This window comes from Nocardia sp. NPDC047648 (assembly GCF_040642815.1).
GTDB classification, from domain to species: Bacteria; Actinomycetota; Actinomycetes; order Mycobacteriales; family Mycobacteriaceae; genus Nocardia; species Nocardia gamkensis.
Genome location: NZ_JBEYSX010000013.1, coordinates 194663 through 216340, shown reverse-complemented (window position 1 = coordinate 216340; position 21678 = coordinate 194663). Strand labels below are relative to the sequence as shown.

23 protein-coding genes are annotated in these 21678 nt (G+C 69.4%); 16 read left to right on the top strand and 7 right to left on the bottom strand.

Going from position 1 to position 21678, the window contains the following annotated elements:
- Nucleotides 1-86: 86 nt before the first annotated feature.
- The 3 genes from ABZ803_RS26040 (at nt 87) to ABZ803_RS26030 (ending at nt 2666) form a co-directional block, all read left to right on the top strand.
- Entirely contained in the window at nt 87-1448 is a 1362-nt protein-coding gene (locus tag ABZ803_RS26040) for an NCS2 family permease (RefSeq protein WP_357043095.1), read from the top strand.
- A gap of 160 nt (nt 1449-1608) precedes the next feature.
- Nucleotides 1609-2142 (top strand): DoxX family protein, encoded by a 534-nt coding sequence (locus ABZ803_RS26035; RefSeq protein WP_357043093.1) that lies wholly within the window; start codon nt 1609-1611, stop codon nt 2140-2142.
- A 131-nt stretch (nt 2143-2273) separates the two neighbouring features.
- Complete coding sequence (locus ABZ803_RS26030) at nt 2274-2666, top strand: Rid family hydrolase (protein WP_357043091.1); 393 nt, start codon at nt 2274-2276, stop codon at nt 2664-2666.
- Nucleotides 2667-2728: 62 nt separating this feature from the next.
- On the opposite strand, the gene ABZ803_RS26025 is transcribed toward ABZ803_RS26030, so the two are convergent.
- The 3 genes from ABZ803_RS26025 to ABZ803_RS26015 all read right to left on the bottom strand — a co-directional run bounded on the left by ABZ803_RS26025 (nt 2729) and on the right by ABZ803_RS26015 (nt 6841).
- Nucleotides 2729-4777 carry an ATP-dependent DNA helicase gene (locus tag ABZ803_RS26025; RefSeq protein ID WP_357043089.1) on the bottom strand — a complete coding sequence of 683 codons (2049 nt, stop codon included), beginning with the start codon at nt 4775-4777 and terminating at the stop codon, nt 2729-2731.
- Nucleotides 4778-4834: 57 nt separating this feature from the next.
- On the bottom strand, nt 4835-5401 hold the full coding sequence (locus tag ABZ803_RS26020) for a nicotinamidase (RefSeq protein ID WP_357043087.1): 567 nt from the start codon (nt 5399-5401) through the stop codon (nt 4835-4837).
- A gap of 129 nt (nt 5402-5530) precedes the next feature.
- On the bottom strand, nt 5531-6841 hold the full coding sequence (locus ABZ803_RS26015) for a nicotinate phosphoribosyltransferase (RefSeq protein ID WP_357043085.1): 1311 nt from the start codon (nt 6839-6841) through the stop codon (nt 5531-5533).
- 123 nt (nt 6842-6964) lie between these two features.
- Between ABZ803_RS26015 and clpS the strand changes: the two genes are divergently transcribed.
- The 10 genes from clpS (at nt 6965) to ABZ803_RS25965 (ending at nt 14447) form a co-directional block, all read left to right on the top strand.
- Complete coding sequence (gene clpS, locus ABZ803_RS26010; protein ID WP_039796380.1) at nt 6965-7315, top strand: ATP-dependent Clp protease adapter ClpS; 351 nt, start codon at nt 6965-6967, stop codon at nt 7313-7315.
- A 22-nt stretch (nt 7316-7337) separates the two neighbouring features.
- The gene (locus ABZ803_RS26005; protein WP_062971711.1) at nt 7338-7907 is read left to right on the top strand and encodes a DUF2017 domain-containing protein; all 570 of its coding nucleotides are present in this window, start codon (nt 7338-7340) and stop codon (nt 7905-7907) included.
- A gap of 61 nt (nt 7908-7968) precedes the next feature.
- Entirely contained in the window at nt 7969-9033 is a 1065-nt protein-coding gene (locus tag ABZ803_RS26000; protein ID WP_357043083.1) for a P1 family peptidase, read from the top strand.
- Nucleotides 9034-9143: 110 nt separating this feature from the next.
- The gene (locus tag ABZ803_RS25995; protein WP_062971793.1) at nt 9144-9563 is read left to right on the top strand and encodes a M67 family metallopeptidase; all 420 of its coding nucleotides are present in this window, start codon (nt 9144-9146) and stop codon (nt 9561-9563) included.
- Nucleotides 9564-9596: 33 nt separating this feature from the next.
- Nucleotides 9597-9869, top strand: a complete 273-nt coding sequence (locus tag ABZ803_RS25990) for a MoaD/ThiS family protein (protein WP_357043081.1) — start codon at nt 9597-9599, stop codon at nt 9867-9869.
- A gap of 8 nt (nt 9870-9877) precedes the next feature.
- Nucleotides 9878-10840 (top strand): cysteine synthase, encoded by a 963-nt coding sequence (locus tag ABZ803_RS25985; protein ID WP_062971707.1) that lies wholly within the window; start codon nt 9878-9880, stop codon nt 10838-10840.
- Nucleotides 10841-10898: 58 nt separating this feature from the next.
- Nucleotides 10899-11600 carry a rhomboid family intramembrane serine protease gene (locus ABZ803_RS25980; RefSeq protein ID WP_357043079.1) on the top strand — a complete coding sequence of 234 codons (702 nt, stop codon included), beginning with the start codon at nt 10899-10901 and terminating at the stop codon, nt 11598-11600.
- A gap of 69 nt (nt 11601-11669) precedes the next feature.
- Nucleotides 11670-12434, top strand: a complete 765-nt coding sequence (locus ABZ803_RS25975; protein WP_357043077.1) for a cyclic nucleotide-degrading phosphodiesterase — start codon at nt 11670-11672, stop codon at nt 12432-12434.
- Between the two features lie 631 nt (nt 12435-13065).
- Nucleotides 13066-13836 carry a ribonuclease PH gene (gene rph / locus ABZ803_RS25970; protein WP_357043075.1) on the top strand — a complete coding sequence of 257 codons (771 nt, stop codon included), beginning with the start codon at nt 13066-13068 and terminating at the stop codon, nt 13834-13836.
- Nucleotides 13836-14447 (top strand): non-canonical purine NTP pyrophosphatase, encoded by a 612-nt coding sequence (locus ABZ803_RS25965; protein WP_357043073.1) that lies wholly within the window; start codon nt 13836-13838, stop codon nt 14445-14447. Before rph ends, ABZ803_RS25965 begins: the two co-directional genes overlap by 1 nt.
- A gap of 21 nt (nt 14448-14468) precedes the next feature.
- Here the strand turns inward: ABZ803_RS25965 and ABZ803_RS25960 are convergent, their stop codons facing one another.
- The 4 genes from ABZ803_RS25960 to ABZ803_RS25945 form a co-directional block, all read right to left on the bottom strand.
- Complete coding sequence (locus tag ABZ803_RS25960) at nt 14469-14756, bottom strand: DUF3817 domain-containing protein (RefSeq protein ID WP_247611426.1); 288 nt, start codon at nt 14754-14756, stop codon at nt 14469-14471.
- 74 nt (nt 14757-14830) lie between these two features.
- Complete coding sequence (locus ABZ803_RS25955; RefSeq protein ID WP_357043071.1) at nt 14831-15298, bottom strand: transcriptional regulator; 468 nt, start codon at nt 15296-15298, stop codon at nt 14831-14833.
- Between the two features lie 253 nt (nt 15299-15551).
- Nucleotides 15552-16427 carry an oxidoreductase gene (locus tag ABZ803_RS25950; protein ID WP_357043069.1) on the bottom strand — a complete coding sequence of 292 codons (876 nt, stop codon included), beginning with the start codon at nt 16425-16427 and terminating at the stop codon, nt 15552-15554.
- 114 nt (nt 16428-16541) lie between these two features.
- The gene (locus ABZ803_RS25945; protein ID WP_357043067.1) at nt 16542-17954 is read right to left on the bottom strand and encodes a lipase family protein; all 1413 of its coding nucleotides are present in this window, start codon (nt 17952-17954) and stop codon (nt 16542-16544) included.
- Nucleotides 17955-18115: 161 nt separating this feature from the next.
- Here ABZ803_RS25945 and ABZ803_RS25940 point away from each other — a divergent pair, with 161 nt between their 5' ends.
- The 3 genes from ABZ803_RS25940 to ABZ803_RS25930 all read left to right on the top strand — a co-directional run bounded on the left by ABZ803_RS25940 (nt 18116) and on the right by ABZ803_RS25930 (nt 21573).
- Complete coding sequence (locus ABZ803_RS25940) at nt 18116-18778, top strand: TetR/AcrR family transcriptional regulator (RefSeq protein ID WP_357043065.1); 663 nt, start codon at nt 18116-18118, stop codon at nt 18776-18778.
- Between the two features lie 55 nt (nt 18779-18833).
- Nucleotides 18834-20867, top strand: coding sequence for an MDR family MFS transporter (locus ABZ803_RS25935; RefSeq protein ID WP_357043063.1), 2034 nt, complete (start codon nt 18834-18836; stop codon nt 20865-20867).
- A gap of 61 nt (nt 20868-20928) precedes the next feature.
- Nucleotides 20929-21573 carry a PadR family transcriptional regulator gene (locus tag ABZ803_RS25930; RefSeq protein ID WP_357043061.1) on the top strand — a complete coding sequence of 215 codons (645 nt, stop codon included), beginning with the start codon at nt 20929-20931 and terminating at the stop codon, nt 21571-21573.
- Nucleotides 21574-21678 lie beyond the last annotated feature (105 nt).

Here is a 21678-nt window from a genome sequence, read left to right as displayed (position 1 = left end):
GCGCCACCGCGGGTTGCCCCAGGTAGTGAACCGTCGGTTACCGTGCCCTTGGCATGCCCCGATTCGTTCCTCGACTGGAGTCACCCATGGTCACCGACGTTCTGCACCGGACGCGAGGACGCCTCGACGGCTACTTCGGCGTCCGCTCGAACGGCTCGACCGTCAAGCGCGAACTCATGGCGGGCACGGTCACGTTCCTGGCCATGTCGTATGTCCTCGCGGTGAATCCAGCGGTGCTCGGCGACCAGGGCGCGCTGGGCGACAAGGGCATCCCGATGCAGGCGGTGTTCACCGCCACCGCCGTCGCGGCGGTGTTCGGCACGGTGGTCATGGGGCTGTGGGCCCGGTATCCGATCGCGCTCGCACCGGGTATGGGACTCAACGCGTTCTTCGCGTACACGGTGGTGCTCGAGATGGGGATCCCGTGGCAGGTGGCGCTGTCGGGAACATTCCTGTCCGGCGTCATCTTCTTCGTCCTCGCCGTGACCAAGGTGCGCGAACGCATCCTCAACGCGATCCCGATGCAGCTGAAGCTGGCCGTCGGCGCCGGTATCGGGTTGTTCGTGGCCTTCCTCGGCCTGAAGAACGCCGGGATCGTGGTGAACAGCGAGGCGACGCTGGTCACGCTGGGCGACTTCACCAAAGGCACCACGCTGCTCGCGCTGTTCGGACTGCTGGTGACCGTGGTGTTCCTGGTGCGCGGGTGGCACGGCGCTGTGCTCTACGGCATCGTGCTGACCACCATCGTCGGCATCGTGAGCGGCTTGGTCGATCTGCCCAAGGGCGTGTTCGCCGCGCCACAGGGCCTCGAGCACACCTTCGGTCAGGCGATCGTCCATCTGCCCGACGCGTTCACCGGTCAGATGGCCGTGGTGGTGCTGACCATGCTGTTCGTCGACTTCTTCGACGCCTCGGGCACCCTGATCGGCGTCGCGAACCAGGCCGGCCTGCTGGACGAGAAGGGCAAGCTGCCGCGTGCCGCTAGCGCGCTGGCGGCGGACTCGGTGGGCACCATGGCGGGCGCGGTCATCGGCACCTCGACCACGACCGCCTATGTGGAATCGACCGCGGGCGTCTCGGCGGGCGGCCGGACCGGGCTGACCGCCGTCACCACCGCGGGTTGGTTCCTCGTCGCGATGTTCTGCTATCCGATCTTCGCGGTGGTCGCGGGCTCGGGTGAGGTGACCGCGCCCGCGCTCATCGTGGTCGGCATCCTGATGGCCCGGGCGCTGGGCCAGATCGACTGGAACCGTCTCGAGTACTCGGTGCCCGCGTTCGTCACCGTCGTGATGATGCCGCTGACGTACTCCATCGCCAACGGCCTTGCCATGGGCATGCTGCTGTATCCGGTGGTCATGGCGGCCAAGGGCCGGATCAAGGACGTGCACCCGGCGATGTGGGCGTTGATGCTGGTGTTCCTCGGCTACTTCTTCTTCCTCGCGGAGTAACCCTCCGCTCGCTTGCGCGCTGAACCGTCCTTCCCACCCGAACGTGGAATACACCGAAAGGTCGGTCGGTTGGCTCCTTCGTGCGAGAATCGGACCGTAGTCCGTTTATTCGCAGGGCTAACGATCGTGCCCGAACGACAGCACAGGGATGAGGACCAGCATGACCATGAGATCCGTACTCGACAGAACCGGCACCGGCACCGAGCTGGATGGCGTCGCCACCGACATCGGCCTGCTGATCGTGCGGGTCGTCTTCGGCGGCTTGCTCGCGGCACACGGCGCGCAGAAACTCTTCGGCTGGTGGGGCGGCCCGGGCCTGCAGGCCAATGCCGACGGCTTCGAGCAGATGGGATACAACCCGGGCAAGGTGTTCGGCACCCTGGCGGGCCTGTCCGAAATCGGTGGTGGCCTGCTCCTGCTGCTCGGTCTGCTGACGCCGCTGGCCGGTGCGATCGTGGTGGGCACGATGATCAACGCGATCAACGCCACCTGGGCCGGTGGTCTGCTGGGCGGTTACGAAATGGGCCTGCTGTTCGCGGTGGTCGGTGCCGCGCTGCCCTTCACCGGGCCCGGTAAGTTCTCGTTGGACGCCGGGCGTCCGTGGGGACGCCACGGATTCGTGTGGGGAGTCGGCGCGCTGATTCTCGCGGTCGTGACGGGCGCGCTCACGCTGATCCTGAAGTGGGCTCTCTGAATCTCCGGCACAGCCGGATCAGCGGCGCGGTGACCTCGGTCGCCGCGCCGCGGCGTTTGTCGTGTCACACCGCGGACGGCCGGATCGTCGTTGTGTTGTCGCAGCACTTGTCGACCGAGCGAGGAGAAACGATGGCCGTGGAAATCAGCAACCCCGGTGAACTGCACGATCCGACCGGATTCGGCTACAGCCATGTGGCGGTGGCGCGCGGAGAGCTGGTGTTCATCGCCGGGCAGTACGACTCGGACGCCGAAGGGCACACCACGAGCACCGATTTCGCGGTTCAGGTGGACAACGCGTTCGCCAACCTCGGAATCGCCTTGCGCTCCGCGGGAGTGGACTACGCCGACGTCGCGCAGTTGCGGACGCACATCGTCGGCCACGACCTGGAGAAGCTGGCGGTGCTGGGCGAGAAGATCACCGCGATCTGGGGTGATCGCCCGCCCGCGCAGACGCTGACCGGAGTCGCGGCGCTCGCGTTGCCGGGCATGCTGTTCGAGGTCGACGCGGTGGCCGTGCGCTGAAACGCCGCTGCCGGAACGGGATTCGGTGATGTCCCCGCGCCGCGTGCAGAGACCGGCCGATATCACACCGTCGCCGCGGCGGCCAGCCGGCGCAAGGCCTTGACCACGACCTCCGGGTCGGCCGTCTCCCAGTACGGCGGCAGCGACGCGCGCAGGTAGCCGCCATAGCGGGCGGTGGCGAGGCGGGAATCGAGGATGGCGACCACGCCGCGATCGTCGACGCTGCGCAGCAGGCGTCCGGTGCCCTGCGCGAGCAGCAGAGCCGCGTGGCTGGCGGCTACCGTCATGAACCCGTTTCCGCCCCGCATCTCCACGGCGCGCTGCCGGGCCGCCAGCAGCGGATCGTCCGGCCGGGGGAAGGGGATGCGGTCGAGGATCACCAGGCTCAGCGACGGTCCGGGCACGTCGACGCCCTGCCACAGCGACAGCGTGCCGAACAGCGAAGTCTCCGGGTCGTCGGCGAATTTGCGGACCAACGCACCCGTCGAGTCGTCGCCCTGGCACAACACCGGGGTCTGCAACCGCGGGCGCAGCGCGTCGGTGGCCGCGCGGGCGGCGCGCATCGAGGAGAACAAGCCGAGGGTGCGCCCGCCCGCCGCGGTGATGAGCCGCTCGATCTCGTCCAGGTAGGCCGGTGCGAGCCCGTCGCGGCCCGGCGCGGGCAGGTGCTTGGCGACGTAGAGGATGCCGGACTTGGCGTGGTCGAACGGTGAGCCGACATCGAGCGAGCTCCAGCGCACGGTCTCGGCATCCGATGGCGGCTGGGCCCCGTTGGCGGTGGCCGGATCGGCGCGATTGCCCGACTGCGCGGGCAGGCCCCAGGTCACCGCCAGGCCGTCGAAGGAACCGCCGATCTGCAATGTGGCGGAGGTCAGCACGACGGTCGCGGTGCCGAACAGCCTGCTGCGCAGCAGCCCGCCCACCGACAGCGGCGCCATCCGCAGCGAACGGCGCACCACGCCGCGGATCTCGTCGGCGGCCAGCCAGATGACGTCCCGGCGCGCGGCGGGATCGGGCTCGTCGAACGCCGTCAGCGCGCGGACCGCGCTGTCGTGCACCTCGTCCAGCGCGGCCACTGCCATGGTGCGGGCCGCGGAGGTCTCCGGATCGCCCTGCGCGGTGGTGCTGCCCGGTGGCGCGAGCGCGGTGCGCGCGTTCCAGGCGGCATCGCGGATCAGGGCCAGCACCGGGGCGACGCCGTCGGGCAGGGTGTCCCACCGGGCGGCGGGCAGCTCGTCCAGCACGGTGTGCCAGGCCTCTGCGGCGCCCTCCAGGCGGTCCACCTCCTGCTCATCGATGAGCTTGGCGCAGCGCCGGGCCGCCGCGCTGATCGCGGCGGAGGCCAGTTCGGCGGTGGCCACGCCGGTGACCCGGTCGACCAGCTCGTGCGCCTCGTCGATGACCACCACGTCGTGCTCGGGCAGCACCTGGATGCCGCTGATCGCGTCGATGGCCAGCAGCGCGTGGTTGGTCACCACCACATCGGCCTGCGCCGATTCGGTCCTGGCCCGCTCGGCGAAGCAATCCTGGCCGAAGGAGCAGCGCGACTTGCCGAGGCATTCCCGCGACGACACGCTGACCTGCCGCCAGGCGCGATCGCTCACCCCGGGGGCGAGTTCGTCGCGGTCACCGGTCTCCGTGTCGGAGGTCCACTCGTTGAGCCTTTGCACTTCGCGGCCGAGGCGGGAGATCGCGAACGCGTCGAACAGCTCCGCCTCGGCGGGCTCGTCGGGGATCGCGCTGTTGATCTTGTTCAAGCACAGATAGTTGTTGCGCCCCTTGAGGATCGCGAACTTCGGCGTGCGCCCCAGCGGCGCGCTCAGCGCGTCGGCCAGCCGGGGGAGATCGCGGTCGACCAGCTGCCGTTGCAGCGCGATCGTCGCGGTGGAGACCACCACGGTGCGGCCGGTGCGCACGGCGTGGCGCAGGCTCGGCACCAGATACGCCAGCGACTTGCCGGTGCCCGTCCCGGCCTGCACCGCGAGGTGTTCCTTGGTGTCGATCGCGTGGTCGACCGCGGCGGCCATCGTCGTCTGCCCGGCGCGCTCCTTGCCGCCGAGCGCCTGCACTGCGGTGGCCAAAAGATCGGAAACGGGCGGGAGTTCGGGCACGCGAGCAGCCTACTCGTCGCCTCCGACAGGGCAGGACGGTCGCCGAGACCGGGCGGTCTACCGGTTGACGCTCCCCTCCAGGTCGACGCCCGCCCCGCGCATGCGGTCCAGCGCGGCGGCGACCGTATCGGGGGCGACACCCGCGGTGAGGTCGAGCAGGACCCGGGTGTCGAAACCCTCGATGCGCGCGTCCAGCGCGGTGGCGCGCACGCAGTGGTCGGTCGCGATGCCGACCACGTCGACCGCGTCGACGCCGCGCTCGCGCAGCCAGTCGGCCAGCCCGGTGCCGTCCTCGGTCGTTCCCTCGAACCCGGAGTAGGCCGCCGAGTACTCGCCCTTGGAGAAGATCGCCTGGACGTCCTCGGTGGCCAGCGCCGGGTGGAAATCGGCGCCCGGTGTGCCGACCAGGCAGTGCGGCGGCCAGGTGTCGATGTAGTCGGGCGCGTCGGAGAAGTGCGCGCCGGGATCGACGTGATAGTCCCGGGTCGCGACGATCGCGCCGTACTTCGCCGCCGTGAGGTACTCGCTGATCCGGGCCGCCACGGCGGCTCCGCCGGTGACCGCGAGGGAACCGCCCTCGCAGAAATCGTTCTGGACGTCGACGATGATCAGTGCCCGGGTCATGGTGACCTCCCGCGGTGTGCTGAATGACTGTTTCAGATTCTGCCGCTCGGTCGCACGCTCGTTCGCCCGACTCGCGGGAATTCTTGCTCTCTTCCGGTCTCCCGCGTCGACCCGCGCGGGCGCACGGCCTCAGGCGAAGGTGGTCACCACGGCGGGCTCACCCGCCGAGAGCTTGAGGCCCTCCCACGGCAGGCTGATCAGGCCCCGCGCGACCAGATCCCGGCTCTCGGCGAGGGTGGGCAGGCTCTCGAGCTGCTCACCGCCGCGCACCAGCGGGACGAGCGGCTGCCTGGCTTCGAAGCCGTTCGCGGGCGGCACCGGTCCGGCCGCCGGGTAGACGATCTCCTCGACGATCGTTCCGGTGTCGCGGGCCAGGCGGATCACGTTCTTGGTGCCACCGCGGGATTGTTTGTGACTGCTGCGCTTGGCGACCGGCACCCCTTCGACCTCGACCAGCTTGTAGACCATGCCCGCGGTCGGCGCGCCGGAGCCGGTGACCAGCGCGGTGCCGACGCCGTAGACGTCGACCGGCTCGGCGCGCAGCGCGGCGATGGCGTACTCGTCGAGGTCGCCGGAGACCACGATGCGGGTCTTGCTGGCACCGAGCGCGTCCAGCTGGTCGCGCACCTGCCTGGCCAGGACGCCGAGATCGCCGGAGTCGATCCGCACGCCGCCCAGTTCGGTGCCCGCGACCTCGATGGCGGTCGCGACGCCCCGTGTGATGTCGAAGGTGTCCACCAGCAGCGTCGTCCCGACCCCGAGCGTCCGCACCTGGCTGCGGAACGCTTCGGCCTCGTGCGCCCCGTCGGGGCCGCTGTGCAGCAGGACGAACGCGTGCGCGCTGGTGCCCGCGCCCGGAATCCCGTAGCGACGCACCGCCTCCAGGTTGGAGGTGGCGTCGAAACCGGCCAGATACGCGGCGCGTGCGCAGTCCGGGGCGGCCAGCTCGTGGGCGCGCCGCGAACCCATTTCGATCATCCTGCGGCCGCCCGCGGCGCTGACCATCCGCGCGCCCGCGGCCGCGATCGCGCTGTCGTGATTGAGAATCGCCAGGATCAGCGTCTCCAGGACGACGCATTCGGCGAAGCTGCCGCGCACCGACAGGATCGGGGAGCCGGGGAAGTACAGCTCGCCCTCGGCGTAGCCGTCGATATCGCCGGTGAACCGGTAGTCGCGCAGCCAGTCGAGCGTGCGCCGGTCGGAGAACGAGGCGGCCACGGCCAGCTCCGCCTCGCCGAAGCGGAACTGCCGCAGCGCGTCGAGCACCCGGCCGGTACCCCCGACGACGCCGTAGCGACGACCGTTTGGCAAACGTCTAGCAAACACCTCGAAGGTGCACTGCCGATGCGCTGAACCATCGGCGAGCGCCGCGGCGAGCATGGTCAGTTCGTACTGGTCGGTCAGCAGCGCCGTGCTGGCGACGCCGTCACGCAGGTCCACGCTGTCACTGTAGACAGAACGGTCGGCTCACGGTGTCCGGCATCGGCTCGGTGAACCGGTGGAAACGCGAATCGGGGCTGCGTGGGTGTTGTTTATCCGGGGTCGAGTCGTACCCTTGACCGTATGGCCTTGTGCAACACCGTCCGGGGTGACGTCGTTGTGGACGCCGCGAACGCGACATTGTCGGCGGCACAGGCGACACCCGAAGCGGTCGAATACACCGAGATCCTGGAGGCGGAGGACCGCCCCTGGGTGACCGTCGTCTGGGACGACCCGGTCAATCTCATGCACTATGTGACCTACATCTTCCAGAAGCTGTTCGGCTACAGCAAAGCGAAGGCGACCGAACTGATGCTGAAGGTCCACAACGAGGGCAAGGCGGTGGTCTCGTCCGGTTCGCGGGACAAGATGGAGCACGATGTCCAGCGGCTGCACGCCGCGGGGCTCTGGGCCACCATGCAACGGGATGACTGAGCTGGACGACTACCCTGACGCCGTGCGCAAGTGGAGCAGGAAGAACTCGCTGAGCGGTCTCAAACTGCGATCCGAGATGGACGCACGTGAGGCCGATGTGCTTCGGTCGCTGGTCGGTGCGGTCTCCGGGCTGCTGAACGAGCGCGCCGAGTCCGCGCCCGACGACGACTTGGCCGCCCTCACCGGACTGCGATCCGGCAACACCATCCCGCCGGAGGATCCGCGGCTGCGCAGACTCCTCCCCGACTTCCATCGCAGCGAGCCCGGCTCGCCGGATGCCGAACGCGCTGATCTCAACAGCGCTCTGCGCGGATTGCACGAGCCCGACATCATCGACGCCAAGCTGGCGGCCGGGTCGGTCGTGCTCGACACCGTGCCGAGCGCGGGCGGCAAGATCGTCCTCACCCCCGAGCAGGCCGACGCGTGGTTGACCGCGCTCACCGACGTCCGGCTGGCGCTCGGCACGGTGCTGGACATCGACGCCGACACGCCCGACCATCTCGACCCCGACGATCCGCGCGCTCCGCACCTGGACGTGTACCACTGGCTGACCTGGATGCAGGACTCGCTGCTGCAAGCGCTGGCTCCCTGACCGGCTGTGCTGCGAAGATCGGCGCGAGGCGACCGGAAGTCCCGCGCCGTGAGGAGTAGAGATGGGCAACGCCGCACCGGGAGAACGTAATTCGATCACCGACGTGCCCGGAGTGCTGGTCGGGCACCACCACGTCCTCGACCGGGACGCGACGCTCGGCTCCGGCGCGGCGACGGGCTGCACGGTCGTGCGGGTGCCGGGCGGTGCGGTGGCGGCGGTCGACGTGCGCGGCGGCGGCCCGGGTACCCGCGAGACCGATCTGCTCGATCCGATGAACACCGTTCGCCAGATCGACGCGATCCTGCTCACCGGCGGCAGCGCTTTCGGCCTCGCCGCGGCCGACGGGGTGATGCGCTGGCTGGAGGAGAACGGCGCGGGCATCGTGATGGACCCGAGCGACCCGAGCCGGGTGGTGCCGATCGTCCCCGGCGCGGTGATCTTCGATCTTCCGGTCGGCGCGTGGGACATTCGCCCGACCGCGGAATTCGGCTATCGGGCCGCGGCGGCGGCGGACATCGACTTCGCCCGGGGTTCGGTCGGCGCGGGCGTCGGGGCGCGCGCGGGATCGATCAAAGGCGGGGTGGGCACCGCGAGTGTCGCGCTGGGCGAAGGCGCCGCCGCGGGAATCACCGTCGCCGCGCTGATCGTGGCGAATCCCGTCGGCTCGGTGTTCGACCCGCGTACCGGGTTGCCGTGGGGGTGCGGCACCGACGGGCCCGACTTCTTCCAACTGCGGCCACCGAGCGCGGAGCAATTGGCGGCGGCAAACGCGCTGCCGGTGAAAGGAACCGTGCTCAACACCACGATCGGCGTCGTGGCCACGGACGCCCCGCTCGATCCGGCGGGCTGCAAGCGGGTCGCGGCCACCGCGCACGACGGGCTGGCCAGGGCGATCCGTCCGGCGCACTCGCCGCTGGACGGCGACACCCTCTTCGCGATCGCCACCGGGACCGCGGAGGAAAGTACGGATCTGCCGCTGCCGCCCGCTTTCCCCGCCGATCTGCTCGTCCTGGACGAGATCTGCACGGCCGCCGCGGTCTGCGTCGAACGCGCCGTCGTCGACGCGATCCGCTCGGCGCGTTCGGTGGCGGGCATTCCGGCCTACCGTGACCTGTTAGGGGTCTGAACAGGCGATGCCTCGAACCGGGGACCGGGCGACGTCGCCGGGGGAATACCCGAATATCCTGGCTCGTTGTCGACTGCGATGGGTCGGCGTTGTGGAAAGGTGTGCGACTCGTGCTGGTGATCAGGGCCGACCTCGTGGAGGCGATGGTGGCGCACGCGCGCGCCGATCACCCGGATGAGGCCTGCGGGGTGATCGCGGGGCCGGAGGGTTCGGATCGTCCCGAGCGCTTCATCGCCATGGTCAACGCCGAGCGTTCGCCCACGTTCTACCGCTTCGACTCCGGCGAGCAGTTGAAGGTGTGGCGCGCGATGGACGACGCCGACGAGACGCCGGTGGTCATCTACCACTCGCACACCGCCACCGAGGCCTATCCGAGCCGGACCGACGTGTCCTACGCCTCCGAGCCGTTCGCGCACTACGTGCTGATCTCCACCCGCGACCCCGAGCGGCACGAGCTGCGCAGTTACCGGATCGTCGACGGCGAGGTCACCGAGGAACCGGTGCGGATCGTCGACGCGTACGAGAACTAGACCGATGACTGTTCGCGAAACCGAGGAGTACCCATGCCGGTAACCGTGTCCATTCCGACCATCATGCGCGGCCTCACCGGAGGTGAGAAGCGCGTGCGGGCCGAGGGCGCCACGCTGTCGGCGCTCATCGACGATCTCGAGGCCAACCACCCCGGGCTCGCCGAGCGCCTGCTCAAGGACGGCAAGCTCAACCGCTACGTCAACATCTACGTCGACGACGAGGACGTGCGCTTCGCCGGTGGCCTCGCGGCCGAGGTGCCGCAGGACGCCAGCGTCACGATCCTGCCCGCCGTGGCCGGAGGCTGACCCGTCCCGTGGCGCGTTACGAATCGCTGATCGCGACCCTCGGCAACACGCCGCTGGTCGGCCTGCGCACACTGTCTCCCCGATGGGACGGTGACAACCACGTGCGGCTGTGGGCCAAGCTGGAGGATCGCAACCCCACCGGCTCGATCAAGGATCGGCCCGCTCTGCGGATGATCGAGCAGGCCGAGGCCGACGGCCTGCTGCGGCCCGGGTGCACGATTCTGGAGCCCACCAGCGGCAACACCGGCATTTCGCTGGCCATGGCCGCGAAGCTCAAGGGCTACCAGCTGATCTGTGTGATGCCGGAGAACACCTCGGTGGAGCGGCGCCAGCTGCTCACCATGTTCGGGGCGCGGATCATCGATTCCCCCGCGGCGGGCGGCTCCAACCAGGCCGTGGCACTGGCCAAGCAGATCGCGGCGGAGAACCCGGACTGGGTGATGCTCTACCAGTACGGCAATCCGGCCAACGCCTCGGCGCACTACGAGACGACCGGCCCGGAGATCCTGGCCGATCTGCCCGAGATCACCCACTTCGTCGCGGGTCTCGGCACCACGGGCACGCTGATGGGGACCGGCCGTTTCCTGCGAGAAAAGGTGCCCGGCATCGAGATCGTGGCCGCCGAGCCGCGTTACGGCGAACTGGTCTACGGCCTGCGCAACATCGATGAGGGGTTCATTCCGGAGTTGTACGACGAGAGCGTGCTGACCAGCCGTTTCTCGGTCGGCCCGTACGACGCGGTGAAACGCACCCGCGAGTTGGTGCTCGAAGAAGGCATCTTCGCCGGGATCTCCACCGGCGCCATCCTGCACGCCGCGCTCGGCGTCGCCCGTAAGGCGGCGAAGGCGGGGGCCCGCGCCGACATCGCGTTCGTGGTCGCCGACGGCGGGTGGAAGTACCTGTCGACCGGGGCGTACGACGGCACGCTCGAAGAGGCGGAAGAGCGGCTCGACGGCCAGCTCTGGGCCTGATTCCCCCGGTACCCTCGATGTGGCGGGGCCACGTCCCCGCCACGGCGAGGAGGTGGCCATGGCCGGCGCGGGACTCGGGGCGTCGTTCGACCCGGATCGGATCGCGGCGATCCGCGCGCGACCGGGTGAGCCCGTGCCGCCGACCGGCGGCATCGGCGCGATCAAGCAGTTGTGGCTGCGGGCCGGGGTGCTGATCGCGGGATTCGTGGGGGTCCTCTACGGGATCGAGGGCGTCGATACCGCCCTCGGTGGGCGGCTCGACTCCGCGGGTATCGAGCCGCGCCGTGCCGACGGGCTGACCGGCGTCCTGTTCGCCCCGTTGCTGCACCATGGCTGGGCGCACCTGATCGGCAACACGCTTCCGGTGCTGGTGCTCGGCTTCCTCGTGTTGCTGGCGGGCCTCGGGCGCGGGCTGGCCGCGACAGCGATCATCTGGCTGGTGGCGGGCATGGGCGTCTGGCTCACCGGAGCCACCGGCAGTGTGCATCTCGGCGCGTCCTCGCTGGTATTCGGCTGGTTGACCTTCCTCATCTCCCGCGGCTGGTTCGCCCGCAACGTAGGGCAGATCGTGCTCGGTCTCGTTGTGCTCGTCCTCTACGGGTCGCTGCTGTGGGGTGTGCTGCCCGGACAGCCCGGAATCTCTTGGCAGGGGCATCTATTCGGCGCGTTGAGTGGATTGCTGGCCGGCTGGGTACTCTCTGGAGATGCACGACGAAGCCGCCGCGGAGCCCGAGCCGGAATCGGCGCGGCGCCGCGGTGAGCGCGCGGCCCGCCGGAGAATGTGGGGGATCCTTTCTTGAGTGAGAAATCCGCGTGGCAGCATGGGGGAATGCGCCTTACCGTCCTCGGGTGCTCGGGCAGTGTGTCCGGCCCGGACTCTCCTGCGTCGGGTTACCTGCTGACCGGCCCGGACATGCGGCCGACGGTCATCGATTTCGGCCCGGGAGTGCTCGGCGCGTTGCAGCGTCACGCCGATCCCGGTGAGGTCGACATCTTCCTGACCCATCTGCACGCCGACCACTGCCTGGACCTGCCCGGTTTGCTGGTGTGGCGTCGTTACCACCCCACTCCGCCGGAGGGGAAGGCGATCGTGCGCGGCCCGTCGGACACCTCGGTGCGCATCGGCAACGCCTCCGCCGAGGTCGGCGGAGAATGCGACGACTGGTCCGACGTGATCGACATGCGGCCCTGGAAGGAAGGCGAGCCGATCACGTTCGGCCCCGGCCACACCGTGACCGCGCGCCGGATGTTCCACCCTCCGGAGTCCTACGGCCTGCGGATCGTCACCGCGAGCGGACGCACCTTCGTCTACACCGGCGACACCGCACTGTGCCCCCAGGTCCACGAACTCGCGCAGGGCGCCGACGTCCTGATGGCGGAGGCCTCCTGGACCCACGACCCGGCGAATCGTCCCCCCGGCATTCACCTTTCGGGCACCGAGGCGGGCCAGATCGCCGCAGCGGCGGGCGTGAAGGAACTCCTGCTCACCCACATCCCCCCGTGGACCTCCCGCGAGGACGTGATCGCCGAGGCGAAAGCCCAGTTCACCGGCCCCGTACACGCGGTGGCCCCGGGCGAAACCTTCGATATCTGACCGAACCCGAGTCAGACCAGTAGGTCTCCTCGAGGCACATAACTGCCGCTGAAGACTGTAGCGAGACCGGGCATGCGAACACCCGATGCCGCAGGCCGCTGGAAAAAGCCAACACCGCCCGGCTCGCGTTTACGTCGGCCGCCATATCCGTCACTGATCACCAGTCGACAGAACGACCCCCGACCCCTGCCAGCCGCGTGCACGATATGCACACCTCGCCCCCTACGTGCCCGGCGCACCCCAACTCCCGGTTTCGAGCGAAGCGAGACCGGGCATCCGCCATCCGCGGCCCGGCTCACGTCCGCCGCGTCCGCGACCGATCACCGGTCGAAAGGACAACCACCCCCCCACAACGAACCGCGTGCACGAGGTCCAAACCTCGCGCACCGACGTGCCCGGCGCACCCGAACTCCTGGTTTCGAGCGAAGCGAGACCGAGCATGTTCCGTTCGCGGCCCGGCTCGCGTGTGCGCGGCCGTCGCGTAGGCGACGAAGGAGCAAGCGGCGGTCGCGCAGACGCGAGCCAACACAGGGCCGCGAACACCCAGCGCCGCAGGCGCTGGAAAAACCAACACAGGCCGCGAACACGCAGCGCCGAAGGCGCTGCAAATCAGACACAGTAGGCTGTGGCCGTGTCGAGACGAGCCGATGGCAGGGCGGACGATGAGCTCCGCGAGGTCCGGATCACCCGTGGTTTCACTACGCACCCAGCTGGTTCGGTGCTGGTGGAGTTCGGGCAGACGCGGGTGATGTGCACCGCGAGCGTCACCGAGGGGGTGCCGCCGTGGCGACGCGACTCCGGATTGGGGTGGCTCACCGCCGAATACGCGATGCTGCCCGCCGCGACGCACACCCGCAGTGGGCGGGAATCGGTGAAGGGCCGCATCGGCGGACGGACTCAGGAGATCAGCCGCTTGATCGGCCGGTCGCTGCGCGCCTGCATCGACCTCGCCGCGATCGGCGAGAACACCATCGCGATCGACTGCGATGTGCTCCAGGCCGACGGCGGTACCAGGACGGCCGCCATCACCGGCGCCTATGTGGCGCTGTCTGATGCCGTGACCTATCTCGGTGCGGCGGGCGCGCTGGCCGACCCGCAGCCGATCTCGTGCGCGATCGCCGCGGTGAGCGTCGGCGTGGTCGACGGCCGGGTGCGTCTGGATCTGCCGTACGAGGAGGATTCGCGCGCCGAGGTGGACATGAACGTCGTGGCCACCGACACCGGAACGCTGGTGGAGATCCAAGGCACCGGCGAGGGCGCCACTTTCCCACGCTCGACGCTGGACAAGCTGCTGGACGCCGCGCTGGCGGGCTGCGAGCAGTTGTTCGTCGTGCAGAAGGAGGCGCTGGCGCTGCCGTATCCCGGCGTGCTGCCGGAGCCCGCCGAGACGAAGAAGAAGTGATGACCCGCCGTCTGCTGGTGGCCAGCCGCAACGCCAAGAAGCTGAACGAACTGCGCCGCATCCTCGACGAGGCGGGTATCGCCGGGATCGAGATCCTCGGATTGGACGACGTTCCCCCGTACGACGAGGCGCCCGAGACCGGCGCGACATTCGAGGAGAACGCGCTGGCCAAGGCCCGCGACGGCGCCGCCGCCACCGGGTTGGCCTGTGTCGCCGACGATTCCGGCATCGAGGTGGACGCGTTGAACGGGATGCCCGGTGTGCTGTCGGCGCGCTGGTCCGGCAGGCACGGTGACGACGCGGCCAACAACGCGCTGTTGCTGGCGCAACTGTCGGACGTGCCGGACGAGCGTCGCGGCGGCCGGTTCGTATCGACCTGCGCGCTGGTGGTGCCCGGCGGCGTGGAGACTGTGGTGCGCGGCGAGTGGCCCGGCTCGATCGGGCGCAAGCCGGTCGGCGACGGTGGTTTCGGCTATGACCCGCTGTTCATCCCGGCGGGCGGCGATGTCACGGCCGCTCAGTTGACTCCCGCCCAGAAGGACGCGGTGTCGCATCGCGGGCGGGCGCTGGCTCGGTTGACGCCCGCCTTGGCGGCGCTCGCCGAAGGCTGACGCGAGCGGCGATCGGTCGGTTCAGACGCCGAAGTCCTGCTTGACCTGCTTGGCGTTGACGTGCTCGACGAAGAACGACAGCAGCGGAATGGTGCCGGCGAGCAGGGTGCCGACGGTGCGCAGGGCCGGCCAGCGGACCTTGACCGCGAGGTCGGCGGTGACCAGCAGGTAGACGAAGTACACCCAGCCGTGCACGACGGCGATCCAACTGGGGGTGTGCACGTCGAAGCCGTACTTGGCGATCATCTCGCCGGTGAGCAGCAGCAGCCAGAGACCGGTGATCCAGGCCAGCGCCCGGTAGCGCAGCAGCGCCGGACGGACCTTGGCGGCGTTGCCTGCCGGGGCCGGGACGGCGGTGGTCTCGGTGGAATTCTCGCTGGTGGTCAACCGGGGCTCCTCTCGCTGGTGTGCAGGCCTGCCGCGCGGACCTGGTCATCGATGTCGTGGGCGTGCAGCGCGGCCAGGTACCGGTTGTACTCGGCGAGCACGGGGTCCTCGTCCCGGACGGCCTTCGGGCGCTCTGGTAGCAGACCGGCAGGCAGCTCCGTGGGCGCGACCCGTTTCGCGGCGCGCCCGGCTGCGGTGGAAGCGCGCGGCGCAGCCGCGGTGGACTCGTTCTCCTCCGCGCCTGCCTCGCGCTCGAGCCGGACGAACCGGAAGTACGCGAAGACGGCGAACCCCGCGAACAGGGGCCATTGCAGCGCGTATCCGAGGTTCTGGGCGGTGCCGCTCGCGGACTCGTACCGCTCCCACTGCCACCAGGCCAGCGCCAGGCAGCCCAGCGCGGCGACGATCACCAGCGCGATGAGGGCCGGGCGGTTGTGTGCCGAGCGGCGGGGGGAGGCGGACACGGCTTCCACGGTACCCGTTCTACTACGCGGGCCGTAGAGCCAGGTACGCCGTCCTGCGCAGGCTGGGACTGTGCTCCGGTCCAACGCTGGGGCGGCTGTCGACCGGGTGCGGGCCGCTCGACCCGAGCGGTCGGCTCTTGGGCATGCACGGACCGCTCGCCTCGGATGAGCCGTTGCGAGCGAGCGGCCCGCCGGTGCCTCCCGCGATGAGCCGCCCGCCTCGCGGGTCACCGATACCGGGACTGTGCCCGGCTCAGAACGGGTAGATGACGCCGGTCTTGCGCTCGGACTCGGCCCATAGCCGCTGCCACAGCTCCCGGTTCTGCGACAAACGGGTGGACGAGGAAGGCCGGACCGGTCCCTGGCTTCCGAAGAGCCGGGTCGGCCCCCAGTAGATCTCGGGATCGGCGTCGGGCATGGTCGCGGCGAACAGAGTCGAGTGCGCGGCCTTGGCGGGCGAGTGGCCGATCAGACGGATGAACGGCTTCGAGACGTAATCGAGCGGCGTCTCGGTGTGGGCGAAGAGGTCGGTGGCCGAGACACCGGGGTGCACACCGTAGGAGCGCTTGTCCGAGCCGGATTCCCGCAGCCTGCGCTGCAATTCGCGGGCGAACATCAGATTGCACAACTTGGATTGCGCGTAGGCGAGGTTGCGCTGGTAGCGACGGTTCTCATAGTCGAGGTCGTCGATCCACAACTTCGGGGTCTGCTTGTGCGCGATGCTGGAGAGGGTGACCACCCGGTCCTTGATCCGGTCCAGCAGCAGGCCGGTGAGCGCGAAGTGTCCGAGGTGGTTGACGCCCCACTGGGTTTCGAACCCGTCCTTGGTCCGCGAGAACGGGATGTTCATCAGGCCCGCGTTGTTGACCAGGACATCGAACTCGCCGGCGGCGTCGGCGAACTTGCGCACCGAGGCCAGATCGGCGAGGTCGAGTTCGGCCACGCGGACGTCGCCGTCGATGCCGCCGGCGACCTCTTTCGCCTTGGCCGCGTTGCGGCAGGCCATGATCACGGTCGCGCCCTTGGCCGCCAAGACCCTCGTGGCGACGGCCCCGAGACCGCCGTTCGCGCCGGTGATGACAAAGGTGCGCCCCGTCTGGTCCGGGATCTCAGTTGGTTTCCACGCCATGCGTCAACCTTACTTTGGAGTAAGTTCCGGGGGAAGGGTTTCGAATCGATCGTCTCAGACGCGGATGCTCGTGTCGCGGAACATACCCGCGACACGAGCTCTCACCAGATTTTCTCAGCGGCCACTGCCGATGGGTTGTTGGAAGGCGGCCGCGAGTACGGCGCCCACCGTATCGCCCCACACCTGCCAGGTGGCGGGATCCAGCGTCATCGAGCCCACATCGGTGATCGTGACCCCCTCGGCCACCGGCGCACCCGCGAACCGGTCCTTCAGCCACAGCAGCGCGCGCGGCGCCGCGATCGGGTCGAGGGTGAGGTGCTCACTGAAATGGTCGCGGATGTACTCGACCCGTGCGCCCGGGTCCTGGGCGTAGGTCCCGACCAGTTCGTTGACCGGCCCGACCGGGATCAGCCAGTCGGCGTTGGCTTGGTACATCAGCATCGGCATGTCCGGCACGGCTCGGCCCAGCTTCGTCTTGTTCAGCACCTCGACGACGGCGGGGTCGGTGAACGGGTTCTTCGCCAGCATCCCCAGGTTGTCCGCGAAGGGGAACAGCGCGGCCTGGTAGCTCGCGCAGAGTTGCTCCTTGCCCGCGATCATGAGTCTGCCCAGGCCGTTCGCGTTGTCGTCGAGGAATTTCCGCAGCTCCGGATACTCGCGCGAGACGCCGAGCGCGCCCGCGAAGATCAGCCCCGCGGAGAGATTGCCGTTGGCCATCCGCAGCGCGGCCGACAGGTCGGCGGGGATGCCGCCCTCGGCGGCGCCCACCACGTTCAGCTCGGGCGCGTAGTCGCGCTTCAGCTCGGCGGCCCAGCCGGTGGCGATCGCGCCGCCGGAGTAGCCCATCATCCCGACCCTGGTCCGGGTCCCGGATAGTTGCATCGGCGCGAAGTTCTCCGCTGCGCGGATACCGTCGAGAGTGATGCGGCCGGCCAAAGGCCCTGCGGCGTATGCCGAGTCCGGTCCCTGGTGATCCGGGATCACCGCGGCCCAGCCCTGGGCCAGCGCCGCCTGCACCTCGAGGAACTGCGCGGCCACCAGGGTGGATCCGGTCAAGGTCGCGGGGATGCTGCCCATCTGGAGCTGATACGACGGCATGCAGTAATTGCCGGTCGAGTCCTCGGCGATCTGGTAGGAGAACAGCGGCCGGTCGGCGACGTAGCCGCGCGGCTTGATCACCGTGGCCACGGCGGGGATGGCCTCGCCGCGGGAGTTGGTGGAGCGGTAGGACAGCTGCCAGGCGTCCACGTTCAGCGGGATCAGCGACAGGTTGGCCAGATTGACCTGGCGTGCGGCGATGATCCGGCCGGGAGCCAGATCGGCGTAGGTCTCCACGGGCGGCCGATAGAACGCCGGGTCGAACCCCGGCGGTAGCGGCGGAACCGGGAACGGCGGCGCGGGCTGGATCACCTGGTCGCCGGGCGGCGGCTCCGCGGCCGCGGGCCCGGCCGTGAGGAAGGGCAGCCCCACGGCCACCGCGGCGAGTGCCGCGAGCAGCTTCGGTGCGTGCTTACGGGAAAGGGCCATGCGAGAACCTCTTCGTTCGGCGAGCCACATATGTGAGCCCCATCGGTTTCAGACTGCGCTCGAGTATGCGGTGTGATGGCGTGGATCACAAGAACGGATATCTCCGGCCCCGGTGATAAGGCATGGTTCGCGGTCGCCGCGATTTCGCTACGGTGAGAGATGTGACGGCGACAGTGGGCAGGCAATACGGCGGGCGTGCCGTCGTTGAGCGGAAAGCCGAGCGGCGTCAGCGGTTCCTGGACGCGGCCACCCGGATCTTCGCCGAGCGCGGTTATGCCGATTGTTCGCTGGCCGACGTGTGCGCTGCCGCGGGCTTGTCCAAGCGGCAGTTCTACGAGGAGTTCCAGGCCCGAGAGGACGTGCTGGTCGCCGCCTATGACCGGATCCAGGACGAGGCCGCCGCCGCCGTGCTGGGGCGGCTGGGTGATCTCGACCCCCGCTTCGACCTGCCCGCCGCGATGACCGCCGTCGTGACGGCCTACCTGGCCTCGATCGGCTCCGATCCCTACCGCGCGAAGGTCGCGTTCATCGAAGTGGTCGGGGTGAGCGACCGGATGGAGCGGCACCGTCGCGAACGACGACACGAGTGGGCGTCCATGCTGGAGTCGCACGTGGTGCCGGTGGTCGCTCCGGGTTCGCGGGTGCGTGGCGCGCCGGGGTGGGGTGCGAGCGCCTTGATCGGCGCGATCAACGGGCTGGCGCACGAGTGGGTGCTCGCCGACCCGCGTCCGACGGTGGCCGAGCTCGTCGATCTGCTGGTCCCCATCGCGATGTCGCTGATCGAGCGGGCGGACGAGACGGCGTCCGAGGACCTGCCCGGCTGATTCGCTGTCGTGTCGCTGGATATCCATCCAAGCGGCGAAGTCCCATACTGGGCTGATGGCCGGTTCGGTTGCTGTCGCCGCGGACCCCGGTGCCCCGATGGGCAGGGCCAAGACCAATATCGTGTTCGGCACCATCGTGCTCGGCATGCTGATGGCGGCGCTGGACCAGACCATCGTGTCCACCGCGCTGCCCACCATCGTCGCGGACCTCGGCGGGGCGGGGCACATGGCGTGGGTGGTCACCTCGTACCTGCTCGCCGAGGCGGTGGCGACGGCGCTTGCGGGCAAACTCGGCGACCTGTTCGGCCGCAAGCTGGTGTTCCAGGTCAGTGCGGTGATCTTCATCGTGGGCTCGATGGTGGCGGGCCTGGCGAACGGCATGCTGCTGCTGGTGCTCGCCCGCGGCATCCAAGGCTTCGGCGCGGGTGGACTGATGGTCACCTCGATGGCGCTGATCGCCGACATCATCCCGCTGCGGCAGCGTGGCAAGTACCAGGGTGCGCTGGGAGCGGTGTTCGGCGTGACCACGGTGATCGGTCCGACGCTGGGCGGCCTGTTCACCGACCATGCCGGCTGGCGCTGGTGCTTCTACGTGAACGTGCCGGTCGCCGTGGTGATGATCGCGTTGGCGGCGCGGACGATCCCGCGGGTGCGGGCCGCGGCCGAGCCGATCATCGACTACGCCGGAATCGGCCTGGTGGCGCTGGGCGTCTCCTGCCTGATTCTCGGCCTGGAATGGGGCGGGCAGCAATACGCGTGGGGGTCGCCGACGATCATCGGCCTGTTCGCCGGGGCGGTGCTGCTGCTCGCGGCGTTCGTCGCGGTGGAGTCGCGAGCCGCGGAACCGATGCTGCCGATGGGGCTGTTCCGCAGCCGGGTGTTCACGGTGTGCTCGATCCTCAGTTTCATCGTCGGTTTCGCGATGCTCGGCTCGATGACCTATCTACCCGCGTATCTGCAATACGTGGACGGGGTCTCGGCGACCATGTCGGGCGTGCGCACCCTGCCGCTGGTGGCAGGCCTGTTCACCACCTCGATCCTGTCCGGGCAGGTGGTCGGCAAGACCGGGCGCTATCGGTACTTCCCGATCGCGGGCACGCTGGTCATGGCGCTCGGCCTGTACCTGATGTCGACGATGGGCCGGACCACCGGCACGTGGCTGGAGTCGCTGTACATGCTGATCCTCGGCCTCGGCATCGGACTGGCCATGCAGGTGCTCACCATCGTCGTGCAGAACACCGTGCCCTACGCGCAGCTGGGTACGGCGACCTCAGGCGTCACCTTCTTCCGCACGCTGGGCAGCGCCTTCGGCACGGCGATCTTCGGCACCCTCTACAGCAACGAGATCGGCCCCGACCTCGCCGCAGCGCTGGTTCGCGTGGGTGTGGTGACACCGGCTGTGGCGGCCAACCCGCAATCGCTGCGCGCGCTGCCCGCCGAACAGTCGGCGCCCATCATCGACGCGTACGCGGACTCCATCGACCACGTGTTCTTCTGGGTCGTGCCGGTCGCGCTGGCCGGATTCGTGATCGCGTGGTTGCTGCCAGAGGTGCCGCTGCGCGACAGCGCGCGGGCGGGCGCGGGCGATGTCGGCGAGGGGTTCTCCGTACCCGACTCACCCGATCGGCTGGTGCAACTGGAAAGAGCCATCGCGGGCACCATGCGCGGGGCCCGGGAGGGGGATCCGATCGGCCCTCGCATCCTCGCCGACGCGGACAGCGACCTCACCCACGGGGAAGCATGGGCCCTCGGGCAGGTGTATCTGCGCGACCGGCTGCGGGGCCACGCCACGCTGGCCGAGATAGCGCGCGAGCACCGACTGCCGGAGGAGGTGATCGAGCCGATCTACGACCAGGTGGGCGCGGAGGGGTACCTGATGCGGGAGGGGCAACGGTTGCGGCTCACCGACTCCGGCACCGCCGAGCTGGACCGGATCAAGGCGGCCTGGCGGCGCTGGCTCGACGGCAGGCTCGACGACTGGAACGAAGCCGATCCCGCCGATCGCGCGCTGCTGGACCAGGCGTTGACCAACATCGCCACGAAGTTGCTCGAAGAGCAGGCGCGGGAGCAGCAGACGGTGCCCGCCTGAACCGCTTGCGGCTTATTACTCGTAGACGTATATTCGTACACGAGTATAAGGAGGTGCCGCGATGAAGAAGCGCAAGGTCGACAACCTGCTGGCGCTCGCGGTGCTGTCCGTGATTATCGAACGCCCGATGCACCGGTACGAGATCGCGCAGACCCTGCGCGACCGGGGCAAAGACCACGACATGGCGATCAAGTGGGGTTCGCTCTACACGGTCGTGCAGAACATGGCCAAGGTCGGCTTCCTCGAGGTGGTCGGCAGCGAGCGGGCGGGCGCGCGACCGGAGCGGGTGATCTACCGGATCACCGACGCGGGCCGGGCCGAGATGGCCGATTGGACCAGGGAGCTGCTGTCGACTCCGGAACCGGAACATCACCGGTTCGTCGCGGGTCTGTCCATTCTCGCGGTGCTTCCGCCCGCCGAGGTGGTCGAACTGCTCGGTACCCGCCTCGAAGCGCTGGAGCGGACCATCGGGACGGTTCGCCGCGAACTCGGCGAACTCGCGGGCGCGCTGCCGCGGCTGTTCGTCATCGAGTCCGAGTTCGGGCTGGCGATGCTGGAAGCCGAGGCGGCGTGGACACGTTCGCTGCGTGACGAGCTGGCCGAGGGCACCTTCCCCGGACTGGCGCAATGGCGTGAGTGGCACGAGCGCGGCGCGCTGCCGTCGGAGGTCACCGAGCTGGTGGAGAGGGGGATGACCGAGAACTAGCCGAAACCGGACCCGGCGTGGTGCGGCAACACCGCCGCCGGGCCCGATCGAACAGTCTCGAACCGCGCCCGCGAACGCGCACCCGGCTACAAGGCTGGCAACCAC

Bases quoted from the DNA above. Each gene is read 5' to 3' on its own strand.
- ABZ803_RS26040 (WP_357043095.1), top strand. From the start codon at position 87: ATGGTCACCGACGTTCTGCACCGGACGCGAGGACGCCTCGACGGCTAC.
- ABZ803_RS26035 (WP_357043093.1), top strand. From the start codon at position 1,609: ATGACCATGAGATCCGTACTCGACAGAACCGGCACCGGCACCGAGCTG.
- ABZ803_RS26030 (WP_357043091.1), top strand. From the start codon at position 2,274: ATGGCCGTGGAAATCAGCAACCCCGGTGAACTGCACGATCCGACCGGA.
- ABZ803_RS26020 (WP_357043087.1), bottom strand. From the start codon at position 5,401: ATGACCCGGGCACTGATCATCGTCGACGTCCAGAACGATTTCTGCGAG.
- clpS (WP_039796380.1), top strand. From the start codon at position 6,965: ATGGCCTTGTGCAACACCGTCCGGGGTGACGTCGTTGTGGACGCCGCG.
- ABZ803_RS26000 (WP_357043083.1), top strand. From the start codon at position 7,969: ATGGGCAACGCCGCACCGGGAGAACGTAATTCGATCACCGACGTGCCC.
- ABZ803_RS25990 (WP_357043081.1), top strand. From the start codon at position 9,597: ATGCCGGTAACCGTGTCCATTCCGACCATCATGCGCGGCCTCACCGGA.
- ABZ803_RS25980 (WP_357043079.1), top strand. From the start codon at position 10,899: ATGGCCGGCGCGGGACTCGGGGCGTCGTTCGACCCGGATCGGATCGCG.
- ABZ803_RS25975 (WP_357043077.1), top strand. From the start codon at position 11,670: ATGCGCCTTACCGTCCTCGGGTGCTCGGGCAGTGTGTCCGGCCCGGAC.
- ABZ803_RS25965 (WP_357043073.1), top strand. From the start codon at position 13,836: ATGACCCGCCGTCTGCTGGTGGCCAGCCGCAACGCCAAGAAGCTGAAC.
- ABZ803_RS25950 (WP_357043069.1), bottom strand. From the start codon at position 16,427: ATGGCGTGGAAACCAACTGAGATCCCGGACCAGACGGGGCGCACCTTT.
- ABZ803_RS25945 (WP_357043067.1), bottom strand. From the start codon at position 17,954: ATGGCCCTTTCCCGTAAGCACGCACCGAAGCTGCTCGCGGCACTCGCC.
- ABZ803_RS25935 (WP_357043063.1), top strand. From the start codon at position 18,834: ATGGCCGGTTCGGTTGCTGTCGCCGCGGACCCCGGTGCCCCGATGGGC.
- ABZ803_RS25930 (WP_357043061.1), top strand. From the start codon at position 20,929: ATGAAGAAGCGCAAGGTCGACAACCTGCTGGCGCTCGCGGTGCTGTCC.